The organism is Bradyrhizobium erythrophlei, assembly GCF_042430365.1.
In the GTDB taxonomy this organism is placed as follows: domain Bacteria; phylum Pseudomonadota; class Alphaproteobacteria; order Rhizobiales; family Xanthobacteraceae; genus Bradyrhizobium; species Bradyrhizobium erythrophlei.
The window spans coordinates 26,361-44,689 of sequence record NZ_JBHMET010000019.1 but is presented as its reverse complement, the minus strand read 5'-3'; the positions used below and the strand labels follow the sequence as shown (position 1 = coordinate 44,689).

Annotated in this window: 17 protein-coding genes; 8 read left to right on the top strand and 9 right to left on the bottom strand. The window is 65.4% G+C overall.

All coding sequences use genetic code 11. The annotated features are described in order from the left end of the window. The first annotated feature begins 97 nt into the window (after positions 1-97). The 5 genes from paaE (at position 98) to ACFFWD_RS02685 (ending at position 5,371) form a co-directional block, all read left to right on the top strand. On the top strand, positions 98-1,177 hold the full coding sequence (gene paaE, locus ACFFWD_RS02705) for a 1,2-phenylacetyl-CoA epoxidase subunit PaaE (RefSeq protein WP_376961188.1): 1,080 nt from the start codon (positions 98-100) through the stop codon (positions 1,175-1,177). Positions 1,178-1,272: 95 nt separating this feature from the next. Next, positions 1,273-1,731 carry a hydroxyphenylacetyl-CoA thioesterase PaaI gene (gene paaI / locus ACFFWD_RS02700; protein ID WP_376961186.1) on the top strand — a complete coding sequence of 153 codons (459 nt, stop codon included), beginning with the start codon at positions 1,273-1,275 and terminating at the stop codon, positions 1,729-1,731. A gap of 23 nt (positions 1,732-1,754) precedes the next feature. Continuing rightward, positions 1,755-3,086 carry a phenylacetate--CoA ligase PaaK gene (gene paaK, locus ACFFWD_RS02695; RefSeq protein WP_376961184.1) on the top strand — a complete coding sequence of 444 codons (1,332 nt, stop codon included), beginning with the start codon at positions 1,755-1,757 and terminating at the stop codon, positions 3,084-3,086. A gap of 35 nt (positions 3,087-3,121) precedes the next feature. After that, on the top strand, positions 3,122-4,141 hold the full coding sequence (locus tag ACFFWD_RS02690; protein WP_376961182.1) for a quinone oxidoreductase family protein: 1,020 nt from the start codon (positions 3,122-3,124) through the stop codon (positions 4,139-4,141). 174 nt (positions 4,142-4,315) lie between these two features. Next, entirely contained in the window at positions 4,316-5,371 is a 1,056-nt protein-coding gene (locus ACFFWD_RS02685) for a YeeE/YedE family protein (RefSeq protein ID WP_376961180.1), read from the top strand. 65 nt (positions 5,372-5,436) lie between these two features. Here the strand turns inward: ACFFWD_RS02685 and ACFFWD_RS02680 are convergent, their stop codons facing one another. Beyond that, entirely contained in the window at positions 5,437-6,336 is a 900-nt protein-coding gene (locus ACFFWD_RS02680; protein ID WP_376961178.1) for a DMT family transporter, read from the bottom strand. Between the two features lie 92 nt (positions 6,337-6,428). Between ACFFWD_RS02680 and pdxR the strand changes: the two genes are divergently transcribed. Next, the gene (gene pdxR, locus ACFFWD_RS02675) at positions 6,429-7,895 is read left to right on the top strand and encodes a MocR-like pyridoxine biosynthesis transcription factor PdxR (RefSeq protein ID WP_376961253.1); all 1,467 of its coding nucleotides are present in this window, start codon (positions 6,429-6,431) and stop codon (positions 7,893-7,895) included. Positions 7,896-7,910: 15 nt separating this feature from the next. On the opposite strand, the gene ACFFWD_RS02670 is transcribed toward pdxR, so the two are convergent. The 5 genes from ACFFWD_RS02670 to ACFFWD_RS02650 form a co-directional block, all read right to left on the bottom strand. Next, entirely contained in the window at positions 7,911-9,134 is a 1,224-nt protein-coding gene (locus ACFFWD_RS02670) for a bifunctional alpha/beta hydrolase/OsmC family protein (protein WP_376961176.1), read from the bottom strand. A 28-nt stretch (positions 9,135-9,162) separates the two neighbouring features. Continuing rightward, complete coding sequence (locus ACFFWD_RS02665) at positions 9,163-9,828, bottom strand: sulfite oxidase-like oxidoreductase (RefSeq protein ID WP_376961174.1); 666 nt, start codon at positions 9,826-9,828, stop codon at positions 9,163-9,165. A 9-nt stretch (positions 9,829-9,837) separates the two neighbouring features. Then, positions 9,838-11,157: an MFS transporter gene (locus ACFFWD_RS02660; RefSeq protein ID WP_376961172.1), complete on the bottom strand. Its 1,320-nt coding sequence runs from the start codon at positions 11,155-11,157 to the stop codon at positions 9,838-9,840. 86 nt (positions 11,158-11,243) lie between these two features. Next, entirely contained in the window at positions 11,244-12,470 is a 1,227-nt protein-coding gene (locus tag ACFFWD_RS02655; protein WP_376961170.1) for a cytochrome P450, read from the bottom strand. Between the two features lie 60 nt (positions 12,471-12,530). After that, positions 12,531-12,737, bottom strand: a complete 207-nt coding sequence (locus ACFFWD_RS02650) for a ferredoxin (protein WP_038387982.1) — start codon at positions 12,735-12,737, stop codon at positions 12,531-12,533. Between the two features lie 176 nt (positions 12,738-12,913). On the opposite strand from ACFFWD_RS02650, the gene ACFFWD_RS02645 reads away from it, so the two are divergent. Continuing rightward, positions 12,914-13,546, top strand: a complete 633-nt coding sequence (locus tag ACFFWD_RS02645; protein ID WP_376961167.1) for a TetR/AcrR family transcriptional regulator — start codon at positions 12,914-12,916, stop codon at positions 13,544-13,546. A gap of 152 nt (positions 13,547-13,698) precedes the next feature. On the opposite strand, the gene ACFFWD_RS02640 is transcribed toward ACFFWD_RS02645, so the two are convergent. Together ACFFWD_RS02640 and ACFFWD_RS02635 are read right to left on the bottom strand one after the other, a co-directional pair. After that, complete coding sequence (locus ACFFWD_RS02640; protein ID WP_376961165.1) at positions 13,699-15,120, bottom strand: amidase; 1,422 nt, start codon at positions 15,118-15,120, stop codon at positions 13,699-13,701. Positions 15,121-15,397: 277 nt separating this feature from the next. Then, on the bottom strand, positions 15,398-16,174 hold the full coding sequence (locus ACFFWD_RS02635) for an SDR family oxidoreductase (protein WP_376961163.1): 777 nt from the start codon (positions 16,172-16,174) through the stop codon (positions 15,398-15,400). 173 nt (positions 16,175-16,347) lie between these two features. On the opposite strand from ACFFWD_RS02635, the gene ACFFWD_RS02630 reads away from it, so the two are divergent. Then, on the top strand, positions 16,348-17,427 hold the full coding sequence (locus ACFFWD_RS02630) for a tartrate dehydrogenase (RefSeq protein ID WP_376961161.1): 1,080 nt from the start codon (positions 16,348-16,350) through the stop codon (positions 17,425-17,427). A 4-nt stretch (positions 17,428-17,431) separates the two neighbouring features. On the opposite strand, the gene ACFFWD_RS02625 is transcribed toward ACFFWD_RS02630, so the two are convergent. Beyond that, complete coding sequence (locus ACFFWD_RS02625; protein WP_376961159.1) at positions 17,432-18,328, bottom strand: alpha/beta fold hydrolase; 897 nt, start codon at positions 18,326-18,328, stop codon at positions 17,432-17,434. Between the last annotated feature and the right edge of the window lies 1 nt (position 18,329).

Below are 18,329 nucleotides of genomic sequence, written 5' to 3'. Positions count from 1 at the left end.
GTCATTGCGAGCGAAGCGAAGCAATCCATGCCTCCGCGTGACGAGAGATGGATTGTTTCGTCGCTCCGCTCCTCGCAATGACGGCGGGAGATAGCTGATGTCCCTCACCCCGCGCTTTCACCGTCTGGCCGTTCACGATCTGCGCCGCGAGGCGCCGGATGCGGTCTCAATGACCTTTACGATCCCGAAGGATCTGGAAGACGACTACAATTTTGCGCCGGGCCAGTATCTGACGCTGCGCACGACGATGGACGGCGAGGAGATCCGCCGGTCCTATTCGATCTGCTCCGGCCCCGACGATGGCGAGCTGCGCATCGCCGTGAAGAAGGTTGACGGTGGTGCATTCTCGAGCTGGGCGGCCGACGAACTGAAGGCCGGCGACGAACTCGATGTGATGACGCCGACCGGCCGCTTCGGCATCGCGCACGCGCCCGACCAGGCGCGGGTCTATGCCGGCTTTGCCGCCGGCAGCGGCATCACGCCGATCCTCTCGATCGTCAAGGGCGTGCTGGCGCGCGAGCCGGACAGCCGCTTCTTCCTGTTCTACGGCAACCGCTCGACCGAGGGCATGCTGTTCCTTGAGGAGCTGGAGGAATTGAAAGATCGCTTCATGCAGCGGCTTTCGCTCTTTCACGTGATCTCCGGTGAGGAGCAGGACATTCCGATCCTGCACGGACGGCTCGATGGCGAGAAGGTGAGGGTGCTGCTGCGCTCGCTGGCGCCGGCCGCGAGCATCGATCATGTCTTCATCTGCGGCCCGGCCGGGATGAGCGAGACGATCGAGGCGACCTGCCGCGAGATCGGCATTGCCGAGGAGCGCATCCATGTCGAGCGCTTCGTCTCCGAATTCGGCGGCAAGCCGCGGCCGAAGGCGGTGGTGCCCGTGGGCACGCCGCCGAAGGCGCTGGCCTCCCTGATCATCGACGGCAAGCGCCGCGAGGTGCCGGTGGCGGATGGCGAGTCGATCCTCGACGCCGCGCTGCGCGCCGGCATGGACCTGCCCTTCGCCTGCAAGGGCGGCATGTGCTCAACCTGCCGCGCCAAGCTGGTCGAGGGCGATGCCGAGATGGAGCTGAACTATTCGCTGGAGCCGTGGGAGCTGAAGGCTGGGTTCATCCTCACCTGCCAGGCCAAGCCGTGCTCCGAGAAGGTCGTGGTCGACTACGACCACGTCTAGTTCACTCTATGCGTTGACACCTCTGGTGCCGCGCCCAAGACTGACATTGAAACCAAGAGGCCCCGCGCAACGGGTCCGGTGACAGGGAGTTTGATGTGAACGTCAAGGCCACGCTATCGCCCGAGGACATGGCCCGCGCCTGCGCGGACGCGATGTGGAAGGAAGACGACGCCAGTAAGGGCGTCGGCATGGAGATCGTCGAGATCAAGCCCGGGCTCGCGGTGATGGCGATGACGGTGCAGCCGCACATGGTCAACGGCCAGCGCATCTGCCACGGCGGCTATATCTTCACGCTCGCGGATTCCGCCTTCGCCTTCGCCTGCAACAGCCACAATCACCGCGCGGTCGCGGCCCAAGGCAACATCACCTTCATCCGGCCCGGCAAGCTCGGCGATCGTCTGGTCGCAACAGCGCGCGAGGTCACCCGCAATGGCCGCTCCGGCATCTACGACGTGCGCGTCACCGCAGGCGATGCCGTGATCGCCGAGTTCCGCGGTCATTCGCGGGTGATACCGGGCACCTGGCTGCCGGTGGCCGAGACCGACAACAAATAAACTGATTCAGAGGAAACGCCGCGATGGCTTCGCCCAAGCTCAACGTCAAGGACAGTGGTTACCGCGCCGAGCTCGATGACGCCGAGCGCGCCTCGCGCGACGAGATCATGCCGCTCCAGACCAGGCGGCTTGCCTGGTCGCTCAAGCACGCCTACGACAATGTCGCACACTACCGGAAGGCGTTCGATGCGGCTGGCGTGCATCCATCGGATTTCAAGCAGCTCTCCGATCTCGCCAAATTCCCCTTCACGGTGAAGACGGACCTCCGCGACAACTACCCGTTCAACATGTTCGCCGTTCCGCGCGAAAAACTGGTCCGCGTCCATGCCTCGTCGGGCACGACCGGCAAGCCGATCGTGGTCGGCTACACCAGGGGCGATATCGACGTCTGGGCGGACGTGATGGCGCGCTCGATCCGCGCGGCCGGCGGCCGCTCCGGCATGATCATGCACAATGCCTACGGCTATGGCCTGTTCACCGGCGGCCTCGGGGCGCACTACGGCGCGGAGCGGCTCGGCTGCACCGTTGTTCCCATCTCCGGCGGCATGACCGAGCGGCAGGTGCAGCTCATCAACGACTTCCGGCCCGACATCATCACGGTGACGCCGAGCTACATGCTCGCGATCCTCGACGAGTTCAAAAGGCAGGGGCTCGACCCGCGCCAATCGTCGTTGAAGTTCGGCATCTTTGGCGCCGAGCCTTGGACCAATGCGATGCGCGTCGAGATCGAGCAGGCCTTCGACATGGACGCGACCGACATCTACGGTCTGTCAGAGGTGATCGGCCCCGGCGTTGCGCAGGAATGCGTGGAGACCAAGGACGGCCTGCACATCTGGGAGGACCATTTCTATCCGGAGGTGATCGATCCGCAGACTGGCAAGGTTCTGCCGGATGGCGAGAAGGGCGAGCTGGTGTTCACCTCGCTCACCAAGGAAGCCTTTCCGATCATCCGCTATCGCACCCGCGACCTGACGCGGCTGTTGCCCGGCACCGCACGCCCCGGCATGCGTCGGATGGAGAAGGTCACCGGGCGCTCGGACGACATGATCATCCTGCGCGGGGTCAACGTGTTCCCGACCCAGATCGAGGAGGCGCTGCTCGCGACCGACTGGTGCGGCGGCCATTTCATCATCGAGCTGACCCGCGAAGGCCGCATGGACGAGATGACGGTGCTGGCCGAAGCCCGCCCCGAAAGCTGGGACGGCACCGGGCTCCTCGCGCATGCCGAGAAGGTCTCGGCCTTCATCAAGAACACGATCGGCATCACGGCCCGCGTCAAGGCCGTCGCTCCTGACACGCTTGAGCGTTCGCTCGGCAAGGCGAAACGTGTTTACGACAAGCGGCCGAAAGGGTAACTCCTGCTTTCCAAGAGAAAGCAGGACTGCCCTCGATGCCGGTTTCCCCCAAGCCTGAAGCGCGCTCGGTTGCGGTCGACGCCCGCTGCGTGCGCTTGCTGGCGAAGGCCGAGAATGCGGCGGCGGTGGCGCCGGTCGTCGAGACGCATACGCTGTCGCGCGGCGCCGATGACCTGCTCATCGAGGTCAAGGCGGCCGCGGTCAACCCATCCGATGTCAAGGCCGCGACCGGGCTGATGCCCTATGCGGTGTTTCCGCGCACCTCGGGGCGCGACTACGCCGGCGTCGTGATCGACGGTCCAACGAACTGGATCGGGCGCGAGGTGTTCGGCTCATCCGGCGATCTCGGCATTCGCCGCGACGGCAGCCACGCCACCCATCTCGTGGTCGAGCGTGACGCGGTGGTGGAGAAGCCCGGCGGCATCTCGTGGGAGGAGGCGGCTGGCATTGGCGTGCCGTTCGTCACCGCGATGGAAGGCCTGCGCCGCGCCGGACTGCCGAATCCGGGCGAGACCGTTCTGGTAATGGGCGTCAACGGCAAGGTCGGCCAGGCCGCGGTGCAGATCGCGAGCTGGCACGGCGCGCGGGTGATCGGCGTGGTGCGCAAGCGCGAGCCCTATGAGGGCGACAGCAATTCGCCGGTTGAGGTGATCGATGCGTCGACGACCGATGTCGCAACGCGCGTGCGCGAATTGACCGGCGGCAAGGGCGCCGACATCGTCTACAACACCGTCGGCGACCCCTACTTCCAGGCCGCGCACAAGTCGCTGGCATTGCGCGGCCGCCAGATTCTGATCGCGGCAGTCGAGCGCATCGTGCAGTTCAACATTCTCGAATTCTATCGCGGCCAGCACACTTATGTCGGCATCGACACGCTCGCGCTGTCGTCGATTGCGACTGGGGAGGTGCTGCGCGAATTGGGGCCGGGCTTCGCCAGCGGGCATCTCAAGCCGTTTCCGATCAGGGCCGCCGCGGTCTTTCCGCTCGAAGAGGCCAAGGCCGCCTTCGTCGCAGTCGCGGGTTCGTCGCGCGACCGCGTGATCCTGCGGCCGTGACTATGGATGCGTCATCGCGGGTCTCGCCTCCGGCGAGCCCGATGATAAACTCCGCGACGAAGCAATCCATGTCTCCATTTGTGGCGCGATGGATTGCTTCATGGAGCCTGTCATCCGGCGGCGCTTCGCGCCGACCGGTTGGCTTGCAATGACGAGAACCCTTAAGGACTTTTCATGGATACCGCCACCATCGTCATCCTCGCCGCCTTTGTGATCGGCCTGATCTATGGTTCGGTCGGGCTACTCAGCGGCTTTTGCATGATGAGCAGCCTGCGCGGCTGGTGGACGCAGGGCGACGGGCGGCTGGTGCGCACCTATGCGCTCGCCATGGGGGTTGCGATCGCGGCCTCGCAGCTGCTCACGGCGGCGGGGCTCGTCGATCTCGGCAAGTCGATCTATCTGCAGCCGTCGTTCTCGGCGCCGGTCATGTTCCTCGGCGGCCTCCTGTTCGGCTACGGCATGGTGCTGTCGAACGGCTGCGGCTCGCGCGCGCTGGTGCTGCTCGGGCGCGGCAATCTCCGCTCCTTCGTGGTCGTGATCGTGCTCGGCATCGTCGCGGAGATGGCGCTGAGGGGCCTGATCGCGCCGGTCAGGATCGCGATGGTGCAAGCCTCGCAAGCGACGGCCGCGACCAACTCCCTGCCGGCATTGCTCGCCGGCATCGGCCTCGGCGCCGCGTCGGCGCGGATGGTTGCGGCCTCGGTGCTCTCTGCCGCGCTGATCATCTTCGCCTTTGCGCACGCGCCGTTCCGGAAATCGTTCGGCCAGATCGTGGCCGGCCTGGTCGTCGGCCTGCTCGTGGCCGGCGGCTGGTATGCGACCGGCTACCTCGGCGCCGACGATTTCAATCCGATCCCGGTGACCTCGCTCACCTTCATCGCGCCGATCGCGGACGCGCTGCAATATGTGATGCTGTCGACCGGATCGACGTTGAACTTCGGCATCGTCACCGTGTTCGGCGTGTTCGCCGGCAGCCTCGTCACGGCGCTCGCCACCGGCCGCTTCCAGCTCGAAGGCTATCAATCGCCGCGCCACATGCTGCGCTCCGCCGGCGGCGCCGCACTGATGGGCGCCGGCGGTGTGATGGCGTTTGGCTGCTCGGTCGGGCAAGGCTTGACCGGATTGTCGACGCTGTCGCTGTCATCGTTCGTCGCGGTCGCCGGCATCCTGCTCGGCACCGCCGCCGGCCTTCGCGGTGCGCTCCGCGTCCGGCCGCTGGCTGCTACATAGCTCTTTGTCTTGACGCGTTTTCTTCACGCGAACCGGAATCCACTTCGCTCGAAAACGCTATGGCCTCACGCGCGCGACGGCGCGTCCGCGAGCGTGCTCAGCGCAATCCCGCCGACGATCAAGGCCGCGGCGAGCGCCAGCGACAGATCGACCGGCTCGCCGAGCAGCAGCGCCGCACAGAGGATGCCGACGACCGGCGTCGCGGTTGTGCCGAGCGAGGTCGTCAAAGCTGGCAGGCTCTTGTTGACCATCGACATCGCCCAATAGGCCAGCGTCGTTCCGATGCAGCCGGCGTAGAGGAACAGCAGCGCGAGCTGCGGCGACCACGCCACGTCGGGCACGCCCTCCGAGATCAGCGCCATCGACGTCAGCACGATCGTGGCGACGAGTACCTGCCACAGCAGGAGCTGCAACGGGGTCGCGATCCAGCGGTGCGAGCGGATGTAGATGATGTTGGCCGCCCAGCAAATCGCGGCGAGGATGATCATGCCGGCGCCAATGATAGCGTCGAGATTGCTCCAGTCGAGCGACGCCGGGTTGAGGATCACGCAGAGGCCGAGCAGCCCGGTCGCGACGCCCGTGAGCTTCAGCCGGCCGAGCCGCTCCGTCCGCGCGGCGCTCGCGCCCAGCGCGACCCAGAGCGGCGTGGTGTAGCCGAGCACGATGCCCTTGCTTGCCGGGAGATAGCGCAATCCCGCGGCGGCCAGCGTCGAGAACAGCGTCATGTGCAACAGCGCCACGCTGAGCACGACCGGGACGTCGGCGAGCCGGGGGACGATCAGGTTGCCGCTCGAGCGCAGGATCACCAGCAGGGCGGCCAGCGCGACCCAGCTTCGGATTGTCGCCGTCCATAGCGGCGGCACGGCCTGCACCAGCGTTTTGGTCACCGGCCAATTGGTGCCCCACGCCAGCACCACGATGATGAACAGGATGGCGGCTTTGGCGGGCGACAGGCGGTCGTTCACGGCAATGTCCTTGAAGGCGGCAGGACCTGTGAATAAGATCAATCTGGCTCTATCAAAAGAGCCAGATTAATTAGATCAAGGGTACCAGATTGATCCTCGCAGAACTGGTCGCATTGAACCGATGGGATGAAGCGGGGCTGGCCGCGCAACTGACGCACCAGCTCCGCGAGCTGATCGCGAGCGGCCGCATCAAGCGCGGCGCGGTGCTACCGTCGAGCCGCCATCTCGCGGTCGAGCTCGACGTGTCACGCAACACGGTCACGCACGCCTACGAGCAGCTCGCGGCCGAAGGCTATCTGCGCGTCGCCGCGCGGCGGCGTCCGGTCGTCATTGACGATATCGAGGAGCGGCTTGCCGGAGCCACGCCCGTGCCGCGGCGCGAGGCCACCCGCAAGCCGCAGCTTGCGCCCTGGGCGCTGCGGCTTGAGGACGTCGGTTGGCCGATGTCATATCAGGCGGAATTCCGTCCGCTCCGTGCCGGGCTTGCGGACGCACGCGAATTTCCGCACGAGATCTGGGCGCGCTGCCTGCGGCGCAGCGCGCTGCGCCGCCGCTTCAATGACCAGACGCTCGTCAACCGGCCGAGCCTGCGCCAGGCCCTGTGCGACTACCTCGAGACGGGCCGCGGCGTGCGCGCGGAAGCGAACCAGATATTGATCCTGCCGACCGCGCAGGCGGCGTTGACGCTCGTCACAGCGACCACGATCACGCCCGGTGATACGGTCTGGACCGAGGACCCCGGATATCCCGGCGCCGCCGCGGCCTTTCGCGCCGCCGGTGCCAAGGTCGTCGGTATCAGGCTCGATCAATGGGGGATGACGCGCGCGCGCCAGACACGGGCGCCCAAGCTGATTTTCGCGACGCCCTCGCACCAGCATCCGACCGGCCGCGTGATGCCGGTGGCGCGCCGCACCGAGCTGCTGGCCGCCGCCGAGCCGGGCAAGACCTGGATCGTCGAGGACGATTATGACGGCGAGTTTCATTATGACAGCCGGCCGATGCCGGCGCTGCAGGGGCTCGATCGCGAGGGCCGCGTGCTCTATGTCGGCACCTTTGCCAAGGCGATGACCGCGGATATCCGCATCGGTTATCTGGTGGTGCCGCCATCGCTCGCCCGCACGATGGAGGTCGCGCAACGCCATCTCGGGCTGATCGCATCGGTGCACGTCCAGGAGGCGCTGTCCGACTTCATGTCCGACGGGCACTTCCTAGCGCATGTCAGGCGCGTCAGGCGCATCTACCGGGCGCGCCGCGATCATCTCGCCACGCTGCTGGAGCGGCATCTGGGCAAGGTGCTTGACGCCGAAGTCCCGCACGGCGGGATGCAGCTGATTGCCCGGTTCAGGAATGGCGGTGCCGACAGGGAGGTCGTGGACCGGCTGGTTGCGGCCGGCGTCGAGGTGCGCGCGCTGTCGAGCCTCGCGGTGGAGCGGCCGCGCGATTCCGGCCTGCTGCTCGGCTTCGCCGCGTGGCGCGAGAGCGAAATCAGCCGCGCGGTCCGGATCATGGCGGATTGCCTCGCCGGAAAGCGGGCGCAGGTTCTCGGCCGCGCCGTTTGACGCGTGCTTGCATGCTCAGTCCGCGGCCTTGGTCACGATCCGGATCTCCGACGTCAGCGTGCGGTGGACCGGGCATTTGTCGGCGATCTCCATCAGCCGCTTGCGCTGGTCGGCGTCGAGCGCGCCTTCGATCTTGATGACGCGGTCGATCTGATCGAGCATGCCCTCGCGCGTCTCGCACTCCTCGCAATCCTTGGCGTAGATCTTGCTGTGCTGAAGCGTCACGGTGACGCGATCGAGCGGCAGCGACTTGCGGTCGGCATAGAGCCGCATTGTCATCGACGTGCAGGCGCCGAGCCCGGCGAGCAGGAAGTCGTAAGGGCCGGGGCCGGTATCCTCGCCGCCGGCAGCAACCGGCTCATCGGCCAGCATCCGGTGTGGGCCGGTGGTGATGGTTTGCTGGAACTTGCTGGCGCGCGTCTCCCGCACCACGACATTGCGCGGCGCGTTGGCGGTGTCAGCCGCCGGCTGCGGCGCGGCGAGATCGACATAGCGCTCGGCCCAGGCGCCGATGACGTCGGCGACATAGGCCGCGTCCTCTTTGCCGCTCAGGAGATGATCGGCCCCTGCCAGCGACACGAAGCTCTTGGGGTGCTTGGCCGCAACGAAGATATGCGTGGCGTTGTCGATGCCGACCGTGTCGTCGGTCGGCGAATGCATGATCAGAAGCGCCTTGTGCAGCTTCGTCACGTCGGCCATCAGATTTTGCTCCGCGACGTCGTCGAGGAATTCGCGCTTGATGCGGAACGGCCGGCCCGCCAGCGACACCTCCACCTCGCCCTGTGCGCGAATATCCTCGATCTTGTCCTTGAACAGATGCGTGACATGGGCGGGATCGGACGGCGCGGCGATGGTGACGACCGCTTTCGCCTCCGGGATCCGTCCAGCGGCGGCGAGGATCGCCGCGCCACCGAGGCTGTGGCCGATCAGGATCGCGGGTGCCTGCCGCGTCTCGCGCAGATGGTCGGCGGCGCGGACGAGGTCGGCGACGTTCGAGGAGAAGGTCGAGTTGGCGAAATCGCCCTCGCTGGAGCCGAGCCCGGTGAAATCGAAGCGCAGCGTCGCGATACCCTTGGCAGCGAGCGCGACCGCGATGCGTTTTGCCGCCAGCGTGTCCTTGCCGCAGGTGAAGCAGTGCGCGAACAGGGCGTAGGCCTTGATCGGCCCATCCGGCGTATCAAGCGCTGCGGCGAGCGCGTGGCCCTCCCAGCCGGTGAATTGGAAACGTTCGTGCGGCACGGGTGGGCTCCATCATCATGGTTGCTGTTCAGTCGCCAGAATAGCGCTGTTCCGCCCAGGGATCACCGCGGTTGTGATAGCCGCGAACCTCCCAGTAGCCGGGCACATCTTCGGCCAGGAACTCGATGCTCTGCAGCCATTTCGCGCTCTTCCAGAAATAGAGATGCGGCACCACGAGCCGCACCGGGCCGCCATGCTCCTGCTCCAGCGGCTTGCCGGACCAACTATGGGCAAGCAGGGCGTCTTCGGCCGCGAAATCTTCCAGCGGAAGGTTCGTCGTGTAGCCGTCATGGGAATGCAGCACGACGAAGCGCGCCTCCTCGCGCGGCCGGCAGGCGGCGAGCAGGTCGCGCGTGGCAAGCCCGTCCCATTGATTGTCGTAGCGCGACCACGTCGTGACGCAGTGGATGTCGGAGACGAATTGCGTCTGCCTCTCGGCCAGGAATTGCTCCCAAGTCCAGTAGATCGGGTGCGCGACCGCGCCGTAGACGTCGAGCCGCCAGCGCGCTTGCGAGATGTTCGGCATCAGCCCGAGATCGAGCACCGGCCAATCCCGTGTCAGATGTTGGCCCGGCGGCAGGCGCTCGTCCTCGGGCCGGACGATCTTGCCGGTGAGGAACTTGCCCTCTCGCGCCCAGCGCTGCTTGCTGCGCGTCAGCTTGCTTTCGGCGGGCGGCTCGTTGTCGTCGGTCATGGGCGCTCGCTACTCGTGGCGATGCATCGCCGAGTCGTGCTTGGTGTCGCGCATCGTCGAGTAGATGATCAGCGACAGGAAGATCATGCCGCTGAGGTAATAGTAGAACCAGTCCTCGTGCCCGATGCTCTTGAAGTAGAGCGCGACCGCGGGCGCGGTGCCGCCGAATACCGACACCGTGATGGCGTAGGGCAGGCCGACGCCGAGCGCGCGGACATTGGTCGGGAACAGCTCGGCCTTCACGATCGCATTGATCGAGGTGTAGCCGGCGACGAAGATCCAGGCGGCGCAAATCAGCAGGAACGCGATGAAGGGCGACTTGGTGTCCTTCAGCGCGGTCAGGATCGGGATCGTCCCCAGCGTACCGACGATGCCGAAGAAGATCAAAAGCGGCTTGCGGCCGATGCGATCGGATAGCCCGCCATAGATCGGCTGCAGGATGGTTGCGAAGATCAGCGAGCCGAAGATCACGAAGGTGGTCTGATCCTCGGTCAGGCCGACCGAAAGCTTCACGAAGGTCTGCATATAGGTGGTGAAGGTGTAGAACGCCGCGGTGCCGCCGGCGGTGAGGCCGACCACCAGCAGCAATTCGCGGGGATAGTTCAACAGGCCGCGGATCGAGCCGGTCGGCTTGGTGACCTTCTTGGCTTCCTCGAAGGCCTCGGTCTCATGCAGGCTGCGCCGCATCACCGCGGCGACGATCGCAAGCCCGGCGCCGATCACGAACGGGATCCGCCAGCCCCAAGCCTTCAGCTCGTCAGGTGTCAGGAACACCTTCTGCAGCAGCAACAGCACGATGATCGCGGTGAGCTGGCCACCGATCAGCGTGACGTACTGGAAGCTGGAATAGAAGCCGCGGTGCTTCGGGTCGGCGACCTCGCTGAGATAGGTGGCGCTCGCACCGTACTCGCCGCCGAGGCTCAGGCCCTCGATGATTCGCGCCAGCGCCAGGATGGCCGGTGCGGCAAAGCCGATGGTGGCGTAAGTCGGCGTCACCGCGATGATCAGTGAGCCGAAGCACATGCAGACGACCGAGAGCGTCAGCGACAGCCGTCTTCCATAGCGGTCGGCGATGTAGCCGAACAGCCAGCCGCCGAGCGGACGCATCAGGAAGGTCGCGGCGAACAGCACGGCCGCGTTGAACTGCTGCACCACCGGATCGGCGTTCGGAAAGAACGCCGGCGCGAAATAGAGCGCAAACGCCGTATAGGCGTAGAAATCATACCACTCGACGAGGTTGCCGACCGAGCCGATGAAGATCGCCTTCACCCGCCGCTCGACGTCGTGGATGTCGAGACGATCGCTCGACTGAGCGGTTTGATCGGTCATAGCCTGGCCTCCCCGGACGTTTCTTGACGATTCCGCGGGCCAAGCTACCTCATTTGGACGGCGCGATGTAACCGCCTCGGGGCGCGTCAGGCGTTCTTGCCGAACAGGATTGGCAGTTGACGCGGGCCGCGCACCGTGCCTTCCGACCACGTGACTCGGCCGGCCGGGTCAAGCCGGAAGTCCGGGATCCGCTTCAGCCATTCCTCGACCGCCACTGTCATCTCCATTCGCGCCAGGTTGGAACCGACGCAGCGATGGATGCCGAGGCCGAAGGCGGCGTGGCGGTTCTCCTTGCGGTCGATCACCACCTTGTCGGCGTCCGGGAACATCGCCGGATCGCGGTTGGCGGCCGGGAACGACAGCAGCACCATGTTGCCCGGCTTCACCGGGCAGCCGGAGATCGTGGTTTCCTTCATCACCTCGCGCGCCATCGTCACCGGCGAATAGGCGCGCAGGAATTCCTCGATCGCGGTCGGGATGAGCGCCGGATCGGCGGCCAGGCGCTCGCGGTCGGCGGGTGTCCTGGCGAGGTGCCAGAGCGAGGAGCCGATCGCGCTCCAGGTGGTGTCGATGCCGGCGATCAAGAGCAGCCGCAGCGAGCCCAGCACATGCTCGTCGGCGAGCGGCTGGCCGTTCGGGCCCCTGGCCTGCATCAGCGCCGAGATCAGGTCGTCGCCCGGCTGCTGCTTGCGCTGCTCGAGATGGGCCATGAAGTAGCCGGTCATCTCCCGCACGGCGCTCATCAGCTCGTTGTCGTCCTTGATGCCGAGCTCGAGGATCTGATGGATCCACTTGATGAAGAGATCGCCGTCCTTCTCTGGAATGCCCAGCATATGGGCGATGGCGCGCACCGGGATGTGCTTGGTGTAGCGCGCGGCCGCATCGCATTTGCCGTCGGCGATGAACTCGTCGATCAGCTCGTTGCAGATCGCGCGAACCCGCGGCTCGAGCTTCTTCATCGCGTCCGGGGTGAACGGCGGCAGCAGTAGCTGCTTGGCCGGCTTGTGCTCCGGCGGATCGGAGGTGATCGGCGGCGCCCTGGCGGTGATGTCGGGACGGACGTCGCGCACGATCACGCGGCGCGAGGAGAAATGCTCGGTATCGTAGGCGATCTCCTTCACCGCCTGATAGGTGGTCGGCATGTAGCAGCCGAGGAAGCGCTCGGTGTGCACGACGGGCGAGGCCTCGCGCAGCGTCTCCCAGATCGGAAACGGATTCTCCGTCCAGGTCGGATCGGTATGGTCGAAATCATTGACCCAGTCGGTGACCGGGGGGTGTTCGGGCAGAAAGCTGGCGGACGGGGAATCGGACATCGGGTCGTTTCCTTCTCGTTCGTTCAAAATTGAATCACTCAATGAGACGACGCGCCGCGGTTACTCCTCGGTGACCTCGATCGCGATTTCCGGGCAGTTGGTCTGGGCAAGCCACGCCTTGTCCTCGAGCCCGGCCGGCACGGTTCCGTCGCCCACTTCATGGGCGTTGCCGTATTCGTCGAGCTCGAACAGTTCGGGGGCGAGTGATTTACAGCGGGCGTGACCCTGGCACTTGTCCTGGTCGACGCGGATCTTCAGCTTGGACATGCAAGCACCCTCCCTCGGCTCGCGCGCCACACGGGCACGCTGGGTTCCTCAACTTTTCTTGCCGCAAGTTTTGTCTTGCTTGGGCAGCCGGCATCTTAACCGGTCTGCTAAGTTATAGCATATTACATTATCGTTGTGCTTGCGCGTCAAGCGAAAATTCAGTGATGTTTCCGCCGATGCGTCAATTGGCCCGTAAACCGTTCAAAACCTATCACCATGGCGACCTCCGCGACGCCATGATCCAGGCTGCCTTGCAGGAGGTCGAACTCGGCGGGCCCGAGGCGATCAGCATCAAGGCGTTGGCGAAGAAGCTCGGCGTCTCGCAGCCGGCGCCATACCGGCATTTCGCCGACCGCGACGCGCTGCTGCAGGCGGTGACCGCGGAAGCGTTCCGGCAGTTCAATGTGATCATGCGCGAGGCCATCGACAAGCCGTCGTCGCAATCGAAACTGTCGCGCTTTGCGCAGGCTGCGCTCGCCTTCGGCCTGCAGCGCCACGGCATCTACCGGCTGATGTTCGCATCGCGAACCATGGCCTGCGCGCCAAGGGGGAGCGAGCTGCATACCGCGGCGATGGAAACGCTGGCGCTGTTGATCGAGGCGTTCGAGGCGCCGGCGGTCGGGCTGCTGCGGGAACGGCAGGCGTTGAAGATCTGGGCCGGGCTGCACGGCATCGTCATGCTGGCGGAGCAGGGGCTGCTCACCGGCGAGGTCGCCCAGATCAGTCGCGAGGAGCTGATGGACGAAATCGTCGAGCAGACCAAGCTTGCGCTCAGCGTCGCGCTGACGGCGGCCGAAGAGAACGCCTGAGCTTACCAACCCCTCATCCTGAGGAGCCCGCGAGAAGCGGGCGTCTCAAAGGATTTAGGCCACCAGCCCGGCCTCATGGTTCGCCCGGCGATGCGAAGCTTCGTCCGGAGACGCGCGTTCCGTGCCTCCTCACCATGAGGGTTAGGCCCTCTCTACCTCGGCGCCCGCGGGTCGATCGGGGTGGTGCCGCGCAGTCCCAGAATGTCTTCCAGCACCTTTGCGCCGGCCAGCAGCTGCGCTTCCGCGCGCGGCTTTGCCACCATCTGCAAACCGACCGGCAGGCCCGATGCGGTGAAGCCGCAGGGCAGCGACAGCGCCGGGCAGCAGGCCAGCGTGATCGCATAGACGATGCCGAGCCATTCGACGTAATTGTCGAACTTCTTGCCGTCGCATTCGGCGACGTAGCGGTTCTCGACCGGGAAGGGTGGCACGATCGTCGCCGGCGCCAGCAACAGGTCATATTTGCCGAAGAACGCGATCGCCCGCTCGGTCATGGCAACGCGCTGCGCCTCGGCGCGTTCGAGCTTCTCGACCGAGAGCTTCAGCCCTTCCTCGATGTTCCAGATCACTTCGGGCTTGAGCAGGTCACGCTTGGTGCGCAGCAGCTCGGCCTTGCTGATGGCGAAGTCGAAGGCGCGCAGCACATGGAAGCATTCATGGGCCTCGCTGAGGTCGGGATGCGCCTCCTCGACGATCGCGCCGGCCTCGGCAAAACGCTCCGCCGCCTTGCGCGTGATCGCCTTCACCTCGGGATCAACAGGCGTGATACCGAGATCGGGCGAGTAGGCGACGCGCTTCGGCTTTCCGCCCGAACGCGCCGCCGACAGGAACGACGTCGGCGGCACCGGCAGCGAGAGCGGATCGGCGGGATATTCGCCGCTCATCGCATCGAGCAGCAGCGCGAGGTCCTCGACGTTGCGCGCCATCGGCCCCTGCAAGCCGAGTGTACGATCGATGCCGAATTTCGGCGTGTGCGCGACGCGGCCGATGCTCGGCCGCAGTCCCACGATGCCGCAGAAGCTTGCCGGGTTGCGCAGTGAGCCGCCCATGTCGGAGCCGTGCGCGAGCCACGCCGTGCCGCTGGCCAGCGCCGCCGCGGCGCCGCCCGAGGAGCCGGCGGCCGAGCGCGACGTGTCCCAGGGATTGCGCGTCGGGCCGAACACTTCGTTGAAGGTGTTGGCGCCGGCGCCGAATTCGGGGGTGTTCGACTTGGCGTAGATCACCGCGCCGTTGTTTTCGAGGTTCTCGACCAGGACATCCGACTTCGCCGGAACATTGTCCTTGAAGATCGGCGAGCCCAGTGTCGTCAGTACGCCTGCGACGTCGGTCAGGTCCTTGATCGGAACCGGCAGGCCCGCGAGCATGCCGCGCGCGGCGGCCGGCTTCTGCATCAGCGCCTTGGCGTGGCTACGGGCGCGATCGAAGCACAGCGTCGGCAGCGCGTTGACCTTGCCGTCGACCTCGGCGATGCGTTTCTCCAGGACGTCGAGCAGGTCGAGCGGGGTGACGTCGCCCGCCCTGAGTTTGTCGACTACCGCACATGCCGTTTCCCGTACCAAGCCCTGATCAGCCATGCGCGTCTCCCTCTGTTCCGCGTCGTCAGTTCTTGCTGCTGTAAAGCATTTTGCAGGAAAGTGAAAATCGCGGAGGTTGTGATGGACGGTCTCAGTCCACGTCTTCCCCGCGCAATGGCTTCGCCATTGTCGCTGGAGGTGCGAGCCTCTTCGGCGAGCCTCGAAGGACGACGTGGCCCGTGGCCCATCCTTCGAGACGCCGCTTCGCGGCTCCTCCAGCGACAATGGCGAAGCCATTGCGCGGGGATGACGCGGAGCAAGCGGCGATGTCGATAAGTTAACCCCATCCCGCCGTAAACCCGCCGTCCACCGTGTAGATCACGCCCGAAGTATAGCCTGCGCGGTCGGAGGCGAGGAACGCCATCAGGTCGCCGATCTCGCGCGCATGCGCAGGCCGCCCGAGCGGCATGCCTTTCTGGAATTCCCTGTAGCGGCTTTCATCGCCGAACTGGTGTTTGGCACGGGTCTTGAGCAGGGTGACGTGACGGTCGGTGCCGACCGGACCCGGGTTGATGCCGACCACGCGGATGTTGTCGGCGAGGCTCTTGCCGCCGAGCGCGCGTGTGAACGCCATCAGCGCGGCGTTGCCGGCACTGCCGCAGATGTAATTGGCGTCGAACTTCTCGCCGGCCGCGCCGATATCGTTGACGATGACGCCGCCGCCGCGCGCCTTCATCTGGGCGTAGATCGCGCGGGTCAGGTTGATGTAGCCGAACACCTTGAGTTCCCAGGCATGCCGCCAGGTTGCCTCGTCGATCTTGTCGATCGAGCCGCCGGGGATGTCGCCGGCATTGTTGACGACGATGTCGATATCGGCGGCCTCCTTCGCGAGCCGCGCCAGGTCCTCCGGCTTGCGCAGGTCGACCACGCTGGTGGCGGCATCGATCTGGTGCGCGCTGCGCAGGCGGTCGGACAGCGCCTTCAATTGTTCGCCGTTGCGGGCGGCGAGCAGCAGATGGGCGCCTTCCTCGGCAAAGGCTTCGGCGGCGGCCGCGCCAATGCCCTTCGAGGCGCCGGTGATCAGGACGCGCTTGCCGCGCAAATGCAGATCCATGGGAATGCTCGCTTGTTGGATGCCAGGAACGGGACGTCGGCGAATTCGTAGGGGCAGGGTCGCGCGGCGGTCAACACTGCACTGCAGCGTTGCGCTGGCGCGAAGTTTGGTTCATTGCAGGGTGATCAGAATAGGCGGCATTGCCAGGTGGGCAAATCACAAGGGTGTTCTCGATGAGCGGCGCGAAGAAGCAGTATCGGATTGCGGTCATTCCCGGCGACGGCATCGGCAAGGAAGTGATGCCGGAGGGCCTGCGCGTCATCGAGGCGGCGGCGAAGAAGCACGGGGTATCCGTGCAATTCGATCATTTCGACTTCGCCTCCTACGACTATTACGAGAAGCACGGCGAGATGATGCCGGAAGACTGGAAGGCGAAGATCGGCAAGCACGACGCGATCTATTTCGGTGCGGTCGGCTGGCCCGCCAAGATTCCGGACCACATCTCGCTGTGGGGCTCGCTGATCAAGTTTCGCCGCGAGTTCGACCAGTACGTCAATCTGCGCCCGGTGCGGCTGATGCCCGGCGTGCCGTCGCCGCTCGCGGGTCGCAAGCCCGGCGACATCGATTTCTGGGTGGTGCGCGAGAACACCGAGGGTGAATATTCCTCGGTCGGCGGCCGCATGTTCCCGGATACCGACCGCGAATTCGTCACGCAACAGACAGTGATGACGCGCACCGGCGTCGACCGCATCCTGAAATTCGCCTTCGATCTCGCGCAGTCGCGGCCGAAGAAGCACCTGACCTCGGCGACGAAGTCGAACGGCATCTCCATCACCATGCCCTATTGGGACGAGCGCGTGGAGGCGATGGCCAAGAAGTATCCGGGCGTGAAGTGGGACAAGTACCACATCGACATCCTGACCGCGAACTTCGTGCTGCATCCGGACTGGTTTGACGTGGTGGTCGGCTCCAATTTGTTCGGGGACATCCTCTCCGACCTCGGCCCGGCCTGCACCGGCACAATCGGGATTGCGCCATCCGGCAACATCAATCCGGAAGGCGATTTCCCGTCAGTGTTCGAGCCGGTGCACGGCTCGGCGCCGGATATCGCCGGGCAAGGCATCGCCAACCCGATCGGCATGATCTGGTCGGGCGCGATGATGCTGGAGCACCTCGGCGAGAAGCAGGCTGCGGATGCGATCGTCGGCGCCATCGAACGCACGCTCGGCGAACGCACGCTGCGGACGCGGGACCTCGGCGGCAACGCCGACACCACCGCTTGCGGCAAGGCGGTCGCGGAGATGGTGGATTAGGTTTCTATCCGTCTCCCGCCAGGCAAGTGGCTATCATGGCATTGACTTCGTCGGGCCTCTCCAGATGAAGGAAATGCCCGACGCCTCGCACCAGCCGGTGGCCGAAGCCGTTCGGAAACAGTTCCTGCATGTCCGACGCCACCGAATGGCCGATACACCCGTCCTGATCGCCGTGAAGGTAAAAACAGGGCACGCGAATCGGCTCGATGCCAATGCGGCGCTGAAGTTCTGCGTGCTTGCCGAGGCTGACCGTCGTTCCGAGCGCGTGCCGATAGTAGGATAGCGCCGCGCTCGCGACGCCCGGCAAGGCAAATGTTGCGCGAATCGCCGCCATTTCGCTCGGCGGGGGCGTCCATCCCGGTGACCAGTCACTCCACAGCTGCTCTACCAGCGCATAGTCGTCGTAGGCGAGGGCAGTCTCCGCGAACCGCGTCAGGAAAAAGAAAAGGTACCAGGAGCGCTTCTGCTGCTCGGAGGACGTCACCAGCGCCTTCCGCAATCCGGGTCCATAGGGAACGGCCAGCGTCACAATGCGGTCGAACATTTCTGGAGCCAACACTGCCGCGCCGTAGGCGGCATGCGCGCCCCAGTCATGACCCAACAGGGTAGCTCGGGTCGCGCCAAATGATCTCAACAGTTCGACAACGTCGTGTGCCAGGTCGGCGGTGTAGAACGTGGCATCCTCAGCCAACTGCGTCGGCGCATAGCCCCGCATGAACGGTGCGACGACCCGGTAGCCGAGCGCCGAGAAAAATCTCAACTGATGACGAAATGAAAGGGCATGATCCGGAAAGCCGTGAAGGCACAGAAGCAACCGGCCCCTACCCATGGCGATATAGTGAAAGAGAACGTCGTTGGCGCGAACCGATCCGACCTCCATCTCGTATTGCGTAGTTTGCATT